We start from the raw sequence: 12,326 nt of genomic DNA, 5'->3' as shown, positions 1-12,326 counted from the left end.
AACTTGTTCCGACAGCCCGAGCATGCCGTTCAATGTCGCTAGCTCGTCTCATAGCGCGCGGGTTGACGCCCTCTCGGGTATTTTGCCGTCGGGCAACACAGAGACGCGTAGCCCGGACGGAGCCAACGGGTCGGCGCGAAGCCGCCGCACGATGACACGCTCCGTGCAATCCGGGCTACGGCGAGAACAGGCGCCTAATAAGGCTGATAGTAGCCACGCGGACCGTAATAGGGACCGCCGCCATAATATCCCTGACCACCATAGTAAGGACCCGGGCCGTCATAATAGCGATTCTCGTAGTACTCCTGGCGCCGGCTCTCTGCGATCGCACCTCCGATCAGACCTGCCGCCACGCCCATGAAGGCAAGCCCTGCCGCATTTGGACCCCGGCGATAGTAGCGGTGGCGGCGGGCGGCGCTGAAATCGGTCGCAACGGATCTGCTAGACGTCGCAGAGTTCGCGCTGACGGTCGGCGAACCGGCCGCTGCCGCAGACGAGGGCGAGACGGAAGCTGTCGCCAGAGCCAGACTCGCAAACGCAGCCAATGCGGTGTTGCGGCCAAACCTGGAATTTACGGGCCTATCGCTCATCTCACCGTCCTTTGCTCTCGCTCAAAGTCAAAATATGAAACGATCCACAACGTGCAAACCATTGAAAAGTTTCGTGATCGCGGCAATCTGCCACGCTTCGAACGATTGTAAACCGAACGACCAGATGCAGCTTGAACTACTCAACCTGAGCGGATAATGAACAGCCGCGCCGTTTTTCGGTCGCCGTAAGCGTTTCACGTGAACCAACGCATCAACCGACGCCGTCGGGATCGATGCATTTTCGCAGGTTCAACGTGACTGACGCGTCCTTTTCCTCAAGAGAAATCAGATGATTGCGGTTCGCAAACTGCCGGCGCGCTATGCGCCGATCGTGATGCCATTTGTGCTGTCCATCCTCATGACGGCCGTGGTGTCGGTCATTTCGACGCTCCGGAGCCTCGGCGCGACGCCGGCGTTCCTCGCGACCTGGCCGGGCGCCTGGGCGCTGTCATGGCTCGTCGCCTTTCCCACGCTGCTGATGGTGCTGCCACTGGTCCGACGGATCGTGGCGTGCGTCGTCGCTTCCCCATCTCAACCAGGCCGATAGCCGGCGCGGACGGCGGCACACGAAGCACGCCGTCCCGCTTCCATGATTGCGCCTGCGGGAGTGATCCTACGACAGCGCTCCGAGCACGCCGCGCGTTGCCTTGTCGATCTCCTCGACATAGCGGCGGCGGGCAAACGTCTCGGTGAGGAAGCCGACCACCTTGCGGCTGTCGGTGGAATCGACCACCGCCAGCATCTCGGCTTCCGCTTCGTCGAACACGGCCATCGCCGACTTCACATTCATTTCCGGGATCAGCACGATCTCGGTCAGGCGGGCGAGCTCGATCACCTGGATGTCGTCGGCGATGCTGTCGAGGTCGCTGGAGAACAGGTCGGGCAGCAGGACGAGGCCGACATATTCGTCCGCATTGTTGACGATGACGATGCCGGGCCGCGAGCCCAGCGCGAATTCACCGCGCACGGCGGCGATCGTCGTGGTTGATGGCACCTTGCCGACGTCGGAGCGCATCAGCCGCTCGACCGTGAGGTTGCGCAGCCAGCCGACGTCGTTGGCGCTGCGGATGGTCTCGCCGCGCAGATGCAGGCGCCATGTCGAGAAGGAATGACCGAACATGAAGCGGACGCAGATCGAGGTGACGATGCAGCCGGCCAGCACCACGGCGGTAACGTCGACATTGCGGGTCATTTCCAGCACGAGGAACGACATGGTCAAGGGGCCGCCAACGATGGCGACGCCGAGCGTCGCCATACCCGTCAGCATCGCGACCAGCGGGTCGATCACGAATTCCGGGCTGATGAGCAAAAGAACCGCAGCGAAGAATTTTCCGATCAGGCTGCCGACGAACAGCGAGGCGAAGAACAGTCCGCCGCGGAAGCCCGAGGCGAGCGAGATCAGGCAGGCCGTCACCTTCAGGGCGATGATCAGCGCGATCAGGCCGATCGTCATGTCGTGAAAGAGATCGAGCACCATGGCGCCGTGGCCGGCCGCGAGCACCTGCGGCGTGACGATGGCAAAGCTGCCGACGATAAGGCCGCCGATCACCGGGCGCAGCCAGACCGGCAGCCAGACAAACAGGCGCTCGAACATCGAAGACGACCGCATCACGGCGATGCCGACGCCGCTGGTAATGAGCGCAAGCCCGATCAATGCCAGATATTGCTCGACGCCGACCGCGCTGACCTTCGGTATCTCGATAGAGTACGGCGCGCCGCCGAGCCATTGCGCGGTCAGCGCGCCAGCAAGCGAGGCCGCCAGGATCGGCGCGGCGCTGCCGACCGAATAGACGCCGACGATCAGCTCGCAGGCATAGAACGCGCCGGTGATCGGCGCGCCAAACGCCGCTGCGATCGCAGCGGCGGCGCCGCAACCGACGATCAGGCGCAAATCGTTGCGGCGCAGATTGAAGAACTTGCCGAGCAGTGAGGCGATACCCGAGCCGATCTGGGTGTAGCCGGCCTCGAGGCCGACCGAGGCGCCGCAGCCGTTCGAGATCAGCGTCTGGCTCGACACCACCATGCTGTCGCGCATCGACAGATTGCCGCCGCGTAGCGCGTTCGCCTCGATCGGGTCGACCGCGTTGGAGATCTTCAGCCGCCGCCGCCACCACTCCATGATACCGAGCGCCAATCCGCCGAGCGCGGGCGCGATCAGGGCCGCCCAGGGGCTGACCCGGGCGTGCGCGGATAGGCGAACGTCGACGGGAATGCCGTAGATCATCATATGGGCAATCTGCGCGATCTCGGCCATCAGCGTCACGATGGCACCGGTAAACGTGCCGATCACGAGCGCCAGCGGGATCAGGTAGAACTCGTTGCTGCGCAAGAGCGCGCGCAGGCGAACCATGACGCGGTTCGATCCCTTGCGATCGGCGATGTGTCTGATCCGCGCGAACACCTTTTTGCCCGCCCTAACCTTCCGACATGCCGTAGCCGGCCATGCGCTGGCTGACACGTTCGATCTCGGCACTCGACAGCAGCGGCGGTTTTCCGATCTGGAGGCAGCCGTGATACTGCCGCGCCAGCGTCTCGACCTCGACGGCGAGCCACATCGCCTTGTCCAGCGTCTTGCCGACCGCAATCATGCCGTGATGGTCGAGCAGGCAGGCGAGCCGGCCCTCCAGCGCCCGCAGCGCATGCTCGGACAGCTCCGCCGTTCCGAAGGTGGCATAGGGTGCGCAACGGATACTGTCACCGCCGGCGGCCGCGATCATGTAGTGCACGGGCGGAATCTCCATGCCCATGATCGCCAGGATGGTGCAATAGGTGGGATGAGCGTGGACGACGGCGTTGACGTCGGGCCGCGATTTCAGGATGTCGCGGTGGAAGCGCCATTCACTGGACGGCTTCTGACTGGGGGCATGCGAGCCGTCCATCGCCATGAACACGATCTGGTCGGGCGTCATGGCGTCATAGGGCACGCTGGTCGGCGTGACCAGAAGCCCGTCCACATGCCGGACGCTGATATTGCCCGAGGTGCCCTGGTTGATGCCGAGCGCGTTCATGCGGCGGCACGCGTCGATTATGGCCTGTCGCTTTGCGAGCTCGTCCGCTGTCATCGACATCCCGATTTCATCTCGACTTTTTGGCGATGGGCGTTTGTTAGACCGGGAGTACGTCAAAGCAATGTGGCAGCGCAAGAGAAAGCGGCCGGGATTGGCCGCTGCCTTGCCGGCTGTACCGTTACATCAAGAAACCAGCTGTAAAATCAGTATATTAGCAGATTGTCGCAGGTTTACGAAAAGCTCGCCCGGACGGCCGCAATTCCGTTGATCACGAACTGCACCGAATAGGCCGCGAGCAGCATGCCGAGCACGCGTGAGAGCACGGCATTTCCGGTCCGCCCGAGGGTGCGCGCGATCAGGCTCGCGGAGACGAAGCACAGCATGCAGAGCAGGCAGACGGAGACGACGACCGCGATGATGATCGCGAGCTTGGCCCCATAGCCGGCATTGCCCGTCAGCAGCAGAGTGGTCGCGATCGCGCCGGGACCGGCCATCATCGGGATGGCCAAGGGAAACACCGCGACGTCGGAGGCATGCTCCGAGGTCGCCTTGTCGGCCTCGCGCGCCTCGCGATGCGGACGGTCGCCGAAGATCATCTGGTAGGAGACGCCGAACAGCAGCAGCCCGCCGGCGATCTGGAAGGCGGGGATGCCGATCCCGAGTTGGCGCAACAGCCAGTTTCCGGCCAGCGAGATCACCACCAGGATCAAGGCCGCGATCAGCGGCGCGCGCAGCGCGATCGTGCGCTTGACCTTGTCGGGCATGCCTCCGGTCGCGGCCAGGAAGGCCGGCGCAAGGCCGACGGGATCGACCACCAGCAGCAGCGTCACGAAGGCGGACAGGGCGAAGTCGAGCATGCGGGTGGGTCTCGCGCGAGGTGCAGCCGCAATCCATAACCGCTGGAGGAGGCCTTCGCGAGGAACATTTGCCCTCGCAGAGTCTTGGTCGCGCGAGGATTGAGGAAGGCATCGCCCTTCCCGTGTCGCCTCAAGAGGAGGATTTATGGCTAAACGAGCGAAGAAACGTGCGAACGCGAAAAAGACCGCGACGCGCCGTCCGCGTCAGGCACCGAAGATGTTGAGCGACCTGTTCCTGGAGACGCTGAAGGACATCTATTACGCCGAGAACAAGATCATCAAGACGCTGCCGAAGATGGCCAAGGCCGCGCATTCCAAGAACCTTGCCGCCGCCTTCAACAAGCATCTGCGCGAGACGCAGGGCCAGGTCAAACGGCTCGACCAGATCTTCAAGATGCTGGGCAAGCCGGCCCGCGGCAAGCCCTGCGAAGCGATCAACGGCATCACCGACGAGGGCGCCGAGATCATGAAGGATTTCAAGAACGCCCCTGCCCTCGACGCCGGCCTGCTCGCGGCCGCTCAGGCCGTCGAGCACTACGAGATCTCCCGCTACGGCACGCTGCGCACCTGGGCCGAGGAGCTCGGCATGCCGGACGCGGCAAGGCTGCTCCAGGAGACGCTGGACGAGGAAGAGGCGACCGATCACTCGCTGACCGAGCTCGCGACGTCGGTCATCAACCTCGAAGCGGAAGAGGAGTACCGCGCCGCGGCCTGATCGGCGCGACGCGCCCTACTGTTGCCTTCGATGCCGCGGAATATCCCCGCGGCGTCGAAGCGTGCGACGACAAGGGCCTCTTCCGGTTGGAGAGGCCAGGCATGCTCCAAACGCGCGATGCTGGAATTTTGGGGAACCGTCCCCATATGCTCGTTTTCCAACCGCAGCGCCTTCCCCGAGTTTTGCCATGCAACCCAAAAATCCCCTCGACTGGATGCTGTCCGAAGCCCTGGACTCGCTGACCCGCGCCGAACGGCTGCGCCAGCAGTTCGGCCGCCAGGAAGCCTGCTGGGAGCCGCCTATCGACGTGCTCGAAACCGAGCATGAGCTTTTGATCCTGGTCGCGCTTCCCGGCGTCAATCCTGACAATGTCGAGACGGTGATCCTCGACGGCGTGCTCGTCATCTCCGGCCAGCGCACGCTTCCGCCGGAGCTTCGCAACGCCCGCATCCACCGGCTCGAGCTGCCGCAGGGCCGCTTCGAGCGGCGCATCGCGCTTCCCGTTGGCCGCTACGCCATCAGCCGCTTCGTGATGGACGGCTGCGTCGCGCTGCGCCTCGCCAAATCCTGAGGTCGATCATGGCCACCGAACAGATGAATACCGCACAAACCAATTCCCAGAATAATCCCGACGTGAAGATTCCCGAAGACGCGCTGATCGTCATCCCGGTGCGCGAGATGGTGCTGTTTCCCGGCGCCATCGCGCCGATCGCGATCGGCCGGGCGAAGTCCATCGCCGCCGCGCAGCAGGCGCTGCGCGAGCAGCGGCCGGTCGGCATCGTCCTGCAGCGCAGCCCCGAGATCGAGGAGCCCGGACCTGATGATCTCTACCGGGTCGCGACCATTGCCAACATCGTGCGCTACATCACCGCACCCGACGGCACGCATCATATCGTCTGCCAGGGCGTGCAGCGCGCCCGCATCCTCGACTTCCTGCCGGGGACGCCGTTCCTGGCCGCACGTTTCCAGCAGATCCCCGAGCCGACCACGAGCTCGCCCGAGATCGAGGCGCGCGCGCTGAATCTGCAGCGCCAGGCCATCGAGGCGGTCGAGCTGCTGCCGCAGGCGCCGCCCGAGCTGGTCGCGATGTTCCAGAGCACCACCGCGCCCGGCGCGCTGGCGGACCTGGCGACCTCGTTCATGGACATCAAGCCGCAGGACAAGCAGGAGGTGCTGGAGACCATCGACCTCGCTTTGCGCGTCGAGAAGGTGTCGAAGCATCTGGCCGAGCGGCTGGAGGTGCTGCGCATCTCCAACGAGATCGGCCAGAAGACCAAGGCCTCCTTCGACGAGCGGCAGCGCGAGGCGATCCTGCGCGAGCAGATGGCGACCATCCAGCGCCAGCTCGGCGAAGGCGACGGCAAGGCGGCCGAGGTCGCCGAGCTGACGGCTGCCATCGCCAAGGCTAACATGCCGCCGGAAGCGGAGGCGCACGCCAAGAAGGAGCTGCGGCGCTACGAGCGCATGCCGGAGGCTGCCGGTGAGTCCGGCATGGTCCGCACCTATCTCGACTGGCTGATCGAGCTGCCGTGGGCGCTGCCCGCGGAGAAGCCGATCGACATCAAGGAAGCACGCCGCATCCTGGATGCCGACCATTTCGGCCTGGAGAAGATCAAGGGCCGGATCATCGAATATCTGGCGGTGCGCAAGCTCGCTCCGCATGGCAAGGCGCCGATCCTGTGCTTCGTCGGCCCGCCCGGTGTCGGCAAGACCTCGCTCGGCCAGTCCATCGCACGCGCAATGGATCGCCCCTTCGTGCGCGTCAGCCTCGGCGGCGTGCATGACGAGGCCGAGATCCGCGGTCACCGGCGCACCTATATCGGCGCACTGCCCGGCAACATCATCCAGGGCATCAAGAAAGCCGGCACGCGGAACTGCGTCATGATGCTGGACGAGATCGACAAGATGGGCCGTGGCGTGCAGGGCGATCCCTCGGCCGCCATGCTGGAGGTGCTCGACCCCGAGCAGAACGGGACGTTCCGGGACAACTACCTGGCCGTGCCGTTCGACCTGTCACGCGTGGTGTTCATCGCGACCGCCAACATGCTGGACCAGATTCCAGGTCCGCTGCTGGATCGCATGGAGCTGATCAGCCTCGCCGGCTACACCGAGGAGGAGAAGCTGGAGATCGCGCGCCGCTACCTGGTGCGGCGTCAGCTCGAGGCCAACGGCCTGACGGCCGAGCAGGCCGAGATCGAACCGGAGGCGCTGAAGCTGGTGGTCAAGGGCTACACCCGCGAGGCCGGTGTGCGTAACCTCGAGCGCGAGATCGGCAAGCTGTTCCGCCATGCCGCGGTGCAGGTCGCCGAGGGCACCGCTGCCAAGGTCGTGGTGAGCCCGAAGGACATCGCTATCGTGCTCGGCCAGCCGCGCTTCGAGGGCGAGATTGCGCAGCGCACCAGCATTCCGGGCGTGGCCACCGGCCTTGCCTGGACGCCGGTCGGCGGTGACATCCTGTTCATCGAGGCTTCGCGCGTGCCCGGCCGGGGCGGCATGATCCTGACCGGCCAGCTCGGCGACGTCATGCGCGAGAGCGTGCAGGCTGCGATGACGCTGGTGAAGAGCAAGGCCACGCAGCTCGGCATCGATCCGTCGGTGTTCGAGAAGAGCGACATCCACGTTCACGTGCCGGCGGGCGCAACCCCGAAGGACGGACCGAGCGCGGGCGTTGCGATGTTCACGGCGTTGACGTCCCTGCTCACCAATCGCACGGTGCGCAGCGACACTGCGATGACCGGCGAGATCTCGCTGCGCGGTCTGGTCCTGCCGGTCGGCGGCATCAAGGAGAAGGTGGTGGCTGCGGCCGCCGCCGGACTGAAGCGGGTGATGCTGCCGGCGCGCAACAAGCGGGACTACGACGACATCCCGAAGAGCGCGCGGGACAACCTCGAATTCATCTGGCTGGAGCGCGTCGACGAGGCCATCGCCGCAGCGCTCGAGCCGGCTGATGCCAAGGTCGAAGCGGCGGAGTGAAGACGATGAAGAAACTGCTGGAAAAAGCGAGGCGATCACGGAGGACGCAGCGGCTGCGTCAGCTGCTCGATCGTGCGATCGACCGGGTTCGCGATGCGCTGGCGGCACCAGGGCCGCGGCTTCAGCCCGTTCCGGTCCGGGTGAAGCGCCGCAAGGGTTGAGCCCTCCGTCTCAAGCCCTCGCGGCAGCCCCAAACAAAAGGCCCCCTCCTAGCTGAGGGGGCCTTTGCGTTGTTAGCCCACCGCGTCCTTGGCGGCCTTGACCGGGCGGGCGCGGACGATCTTCCGGGCCGGCTTGGCCTTGAACATCATCTCTTCACCCGTGAACGGGTTGGTACCCTTGCGCGCCTTGGTCGCGGGCTTCTTGATGACCACGAACTTGGCGAAGCCCGGCACCAGGAACAGGCCGTTCTTCTTGAGCTCCTTGTGACCGACGTCGGTCAGCGTCTCCATGACGCTCTTGACGTCGCGCTTGGAAAGCTCGGTGGCGGTCGCAATCTTTTCGATCAGCTGCGATTTGGACATTTGGGTTGGCATCGTGTCTCCTCTGATTCGTTGCCGGTTGCATATTAGACCAACCGTTGAAGGCCCAGAGCCTTCTGCACAGTTTTGTCGCGATTTTACGGGCTTTTTTGGCCCTCTGAGGCAAAAAACCCTGCTTTTCAGCGGCTTCCAGAGCGGAAGGAGCCTCCGGCAGCGGTTTTTGCCTTGTTTCAAAGGCCCGCACGCCGCCTTGCTAAAGCTGATTCGCTGCTTTCGACAAGCGACGACCGGCCTCTTTGTGAGAGGCCGGTCGCGATTCACCCTGAAAAATAAGGCTAGACGCGCTCGATGATGACCGCGGGAGCCATGCCGCCGGCGGCGCACATGGTGACGAGACCGCGCTTCAGGTCGCGCCGTTCGAGCTCGTCGAGCACGGTGCCGATCAGGATCGAGCCGGTGGCGCCGATGGGATGGCCGAGTGCGATCGAGCCGCCATTGACGTTGACCTTGGTGCGGTCGAGCTTGAGGTCGCGGATGTACTTTTCCGCCACCACCGCAAAGGCCTCGTTGATCTCGAACAGGTCGATGTCGTCGATGGAGAGCCCCGCCTTCGCCAGCACCTTGCGCGTCGCCGGCACCGGCGCGTTCAGCATCAGGGTCGGCGAGTCCCCCATGTTGGCCATCGCGACGACGCGAGCGCGCGGCTTCAGGCCGCGCGCCCTGGCATAAGCGGGCGATGCGAGCAATATCGCGGCGGCACCGTCGACGACGCCGGAGGAATTGCCGGCGTGATGCATGAAGTCGATGTTCAGGTCCGGATATTTCTGCAGGATCAGCCCGCGATAGGTCGTGCCCTTGTCGTCGAGCGCATAGTCGGCGATCGCGGGGAATGCTGGCTTCAATGCGCTCAGCCCTTCCATCGTGGTCTGCGGCCGCGGATACTCTTCATGATCGAGCGCGAGGCTGCCGTCCTCGCGATGCACGGGCACGAGGCTCTTCTTGAAGTGACCGCCGGCAATCGCCTGCGCTGCGCGCTTCTGGCTTTCGAGACCGAGCGCGTCGACGTCGCTTCGCGTGATGCCTTCCAGCGTCGCGATCGCGTCGGCGCAGACGCCCTGATGCGACTGCGGATGCCGCGCGCGCAGGCGCAGATTGCCGCTGTCCATCATCATCGGACCGCCGCCGCGGCGTCCTTCCATCGACATCATCTCGCAGCCGCCGGCGATGACGAGGTCTTCGGTGCCCGACATGATCGAGGCCGCCGCCATGGCGGCGCTGGTGATGCCGCTTCCGCAGAAGCGGTCGAGCGTCACCGCGCTGGCGCGCACGTCGTAGCCGGCATCGAGCGCCGACATGCGGCCGAGGTCGCCGCTTTGGGTCGCGACCTGCGCGCTGCAGCCCCAGACGATGTCGTCGACGTCGGCGGTGTCGATGCCGGTGCGGTCGGCGAGCGCGCGCAGCACGGTCGCGCCGAGCTGCTGCGGATGAATGCCCGAGAGTGCTCCCTTGCCGGCCTTGCCGACGCCCCGCGGGGTCCGGCAGGCATCGATGATCAGCGCGTCAGCCATTGGCGTTGTCCTCTTGTTTATGGGTGTTGATGTCGTTTCTGAATAAGGGGAAGAGTGGAGTCAACGTGCGGTGCCGCGCGGCCTCCTTGCAAAAAACTGAAAAACAACCCCATGCACAGTAGAAGCGCGGGTTCCGCATGGGGCGCGGTGATACCGGTGAAGCGATTGGCCTGTCAGGCTAAACGGCCGTGGCCGCGCGATCTTGCGTCACCTCGCCCCGCCTGCGGGAAGAGGTCGGATTTTACGCGCGGCGGAAAATCCGGGAGAGGGAGAGAAAGCTATGCCCCCGCCGCGTTCTTCGCGATCACGTTGCGGTAGAAGGTCGCGCTGAGCTTTGGCGTGCGCACCTGCGTGTCGAAATTGACGTGATAGAGCCCGAAACGCTTGTTGAGCCCGAACACCCATTCAAAGTTGTCCAGCAGGCTCCAGAGGAAGTAGCCGCGCACCGGCACGCCCTCGGCGGTGGCGCGCTGGAGCTGCGCGAGATAGTTGCGCAGGTACATGATGCGGTCGGTATCGTAGATCTTGCCGTCGGGCGTCACCACGTCGTCGCCGGAGGTGCCGTTCTCGCTGATGTAGATCGCATCCGTCTTCCAGATCTTTGCGGCCAGCTTCGGCACCCAGTAGATCGTCTCCGGCGCGACGCGGAGCCAGTTCGAGTTCATGTGCGGGAACGATTTCGGGATCGGCAGCGGCATGAAGCCCGCGCCCTGGTCGGAAGGCACCACATAGTTCTGCGGCGCGTAGATGTTGAGGCCGAGGAAGTCGACCGGCGAGGAGATGATCTTCAGCTCGGCGTCGGTGTATTTCGGCGCATCGGCGCCCGCGTATTTCAGGAAGGCGTCGGTATACCGGCCGGTCATGATGACGTTGAGATAACCGGCATTCATCTCGCGTAGCGCGATCTCGGCCGCACGGACATGCTCGGGCGTGTCGATTGCGGGAACGCAGACGTCGATATTCTCGGCCGGCCCGACCCTGGTGCCGGGGCGGCCGTGCGCCCGCACCGCCTGCACCGCGAGCCCGTGCGCGAGCGCGCTGTTATGCCTGACCTGGTTGACCTCCGCTTGCGGCAGCGTCACGCCGGGCGCGTCGATGCCGAGGCCATAGCCGAACTGGACGAAACGTCCGCTCTCGTTCAGCGTGAACACGTTCTTGACGCGATCGGTCAGGCGCTCGGCGACATAGCCCGCATAGTCGCCAAAGATCTTGCACGTCTCGGTCGAGCGCCAGCCGCCGAAGCGATCCTGGAGCGATTGCGGCAGGTCCCAGTGATAAAGCGTCAGCCACGGCTCTATGCCGTTCTTGAGGAGCTCGTCGACGAGACGATTGTAGAAGTCGAGCCCCTTCGGGTTCGGCTTGCCGTCGCCGTCCGGAAACACCCGCGGCCATGCCACCGAGAAGCGGTAGGCCTTGCAGCCGAGCTCCTTGATGAGCGCGATGTCCTCCTTGTAGCGCTGATAATGCTCGACGGCGCGATCGCCGGTGGTGCCGTCCTCGATCTTGCCGGGGATGCGCACGAACTTGTCCCAGATCGAAGCCCCCCGCCCGTCGACGTCGACCGCACCCTCGACCTGATAGGACGAGGTCGCCGTGCCCCAGACAAAGCCCGCCGGAAAGCCGTCCATGCCTCGCGGCGCCGGTGCCGGCTTAACCTCGGCGGCCTCCAGCGGATTTGCGATTCCGGCTGCGGACAATCCCGCTAGCTTGGCAAACTGGCGACGCGAAACCTTGTCCGACATTGATACTGCCCCTTGAGACGATTGTTGCGGCGGCACAATGGCGTGTCGGAAGCTGCTTGAAAAGCGGGAGTTCCGGGACTTGCGGATGCAAAAATGCAGAAGAACGCCCGGATTTACCCCCTGCCCTGCTTTTTGCCCTTCACGCCCTGAGCCGCGTCGAAGCACGCCAACAGCGAATTGATCACGGCTCGCGAGCCCAGACCATCCACCACGAAGTCGCGGTCCTTGCCGTTGGGCGGTATGATCTTCAGCTTCGCGCTGCGAATGCAGGAGCGACCGTCCGAAACCATCGATAGAACGATCCGACGCTCCACCATCGATGGCAAGAACGCATACGTCCGTTCACAAACGCGGTCCCGAGTGATTGCGAGTCCTGCTGCGGCCGTCGCGC

General features: G+C 64.6%; 13 protein-coding genes. 5 read left to right on the top strand and 8 right to left on the bottom strand.

Translation table 11 applies throughout. From position 1 onward, the window contains the following. Positions 1 to 194: 194 nt before the first annotated feature. Positions 195 to 590, bottom strand: a complete 396-nt coding sequence (locus tag AC0L3X_RS15980; protein ID WP_135215161.1) for a hypothetical protein — start codon at positions 588 to 590, stop codon at positions 195 to 197. Between the two features lie 289 nt (positions 591 to 879). Here AC0L3X_RS15980 and AC0L3X_RS15975 point away from each other — a divergent pair, with 289 nt between their 5' ends. Next, on the top strand, positions 880 to 1,137 hold the full coding sequence (locus AC0L3X_RS15975; RefSeq protein WP_014493668.1) for a DUF2798 domain-containing protein: 258 nt from the start codon (positions 880 to 882) through the stop codon (positions 1,135 to 1,137). Positions 1,138 to 1,203: 66 nt separating this feature from the next. Here the strand turns inward: AC0L3X_RS15975 and AC0L3X_RS15970 are convergent, their stop codons facing one another. The 3 genes from AC0L3X_RS15970 to AC0L3X_RS15960 all read right to left on the bottom strand — a co-directional run bounded on the left by AC0L3X_RS15970 (position 1,204) and on the right by AC0L3X_RS15960 (position 4,455). Then, the gene (locus AC0L3X_RS15970) at positions 1,204 to 2,991 is read right to left on the bottom strand and encodes a chloride channel protein (protein WP_063982012.1); all 1,788 of its coding nucleotides are present in this window, start codon (positions 2,989 to 2,991) and stop codon (positions 1,204 to 1,206) included. A gap of 13 nt (positions 2,992 to 3,004) precedes the next feature. Beyond that, positions 3,005 to 3,658, bottom strand: coding sequence for an L-fuculose-phosphate aldolase (locus AC0L3X_RS15965; protein ID WP_193560895.1), 654 nt, complete (start codon positions 3,656 to 3,658; stop codon positions 3,005 to 3,007). Between the two features lie 170 nt (positions 3,659 to 3,828). Continuing rightward, on the bottom strand, positions 3,829 to 4,455 hold the full coding sequence (locus tag AC0L3X_RS15960; protein ID WP_473316504.1) for a MarC family protein: 627 nt from the start codon (positions 4,453 to 4,455) through the stop codon (positions 3,829 to 3,831). A 145-nt stretch (positions 4,456 to 4,600) separates the two neighbouring features. Here AC0L3X_RS15960 and AC0L3X_RS15955 point away from each other — a divergent pair, with 145 nt between their 5' ends. The 4 genes from AC0L3X_RS15955 (at position 4,601) to AC0L3X_RS15940 (ending at position 8,304) form a co-directional block, all read left to right on the top strand. Beyond that, the gene (locus tag AC0L3X_RS15955; RefSeq protein WP_473316503.1) at positions 4,601 to 5,170 is read left to right on the top strand and encodes a YciE/YciF ferroxidase family protein; all 570 of its coding nucleotides are present in this window, start codon (positions 4,601 to 4,603) and stop codon (positions 5,168 to 5,170) included. A gap of 187 nt (positions 5,171 to 5,357) precedes the next feature. Continuing rightward, complete coding sequence (locus AC0L3X_RS15950; RefSeq protein WP_014493661.1) at positions 5,358 to 5,741, top strand: Hsp20/alpha crystallin family protein; 384 nt, start codon at positions 5,358 to 5,360, stop codon at positions 5,739 to 5,741. A gap of 8 nt (positions 5,742 to 5,749) precedes the next feature. Then, complete coding sequence (gene lon / locus AC0L3X_RS15945; protein ID WP_473316502.1) at positions 5,750 to 8,143, top strand: endopeptidase La; 2,394 nt, start codon at positions 5,750 to 5,752, stop codon at positions 8,141 to 8,143. Between the two features lie 5 nt (positions 8,144 to 8,148). Continuing rightward, positions 8,149 to 8,304 carry a hypothetical protein gene (locus tag AC0L3X_RS15940; protein ID WP_354114014.1) on the top strand — a complete coding sequence of 52 codons (156 nt, stop codon included), beginning with the start codon at positions 8,149 to 8,151 and terminating at the stop codon, positions 8,302 to 8,304. A gap of 72 nt (positions 8,305 to 8,376) precedes the next feature. On the opposite strand, the gene AC0L3X_RS15935 is transcribed toward AC0L3X_RS15940, so the two are convergent. The 4 genes from AC0L3X_RS15935 to AC0L3X_RS15920 all read right to left on the bottom strand — a co-directional run bounded on the left by AC0L3X_RS15935 (position 8,377) and on the right by AC0L3X_RS15920 (position 12,261). Then, complete coding sequence (locus AC0L3X_RS15935) at positions 8,377 to 8,679, bottom strand: HU family DNA-binding protein (protein ID WP_014493658.1); 303 nt, start codon at positions 8,677 to 8,679, stop codon at positions 8,377 to 8,379. 281 nt (positions 8,680 to 8,960) lie between these two features. Further along, the gene (locus AC0L3X_RS15930; RefSeq protein WP_473316501.1) at positions 8,961 to 10,193 is read right to left on the bottom strand and encodes an acetyl-CoA C-acetyltransferase; all 1,233 of its coding nucleotides are present in this window, start codon (positions 10,191 to 10,193) and stop codon (positions 8,961 to 8,963) included. Positions 10,194 to 10,471: 278 nt separating this feature from the next. Beyond that, positions 10,472 to 11,935 carry a GH1 family beta-glucosidase gene (locus AC0L3X_RS15925; protein WP_166343174.1) on the bottom strand — a complete coding sequence of 488 codons (1,464 nt, stop codon included), beginning with the start codon at positions 11,933 to 11,935 and terminating at the stop codon, positions 10,472 to 10,474. A 113-nt stretch (positions 11,936 to 12,048) separates the two neighbouring features. Beyond that, the gene (locus tag AC0L3X_RS15920; protein WP_473316500.1) at positions 12,049 to 12,261 is read right to left on the bottom strand and encodes a hypothetical protein; all 213 of its coding nucleotides are present in this window, start codon (positions 12,259 to 12,261) and stop codon (positions 12,049 to 12,051) included. Positions 12,262 to 12,326: the final 65 nt, after the last annotated feature.

Source organism: Bradyrhizobium sp. MI1.7 (assembly GCF_055811795.1).
This window is presented reverse-complemented; position numbering and strand designations above follow the sequence as displayed.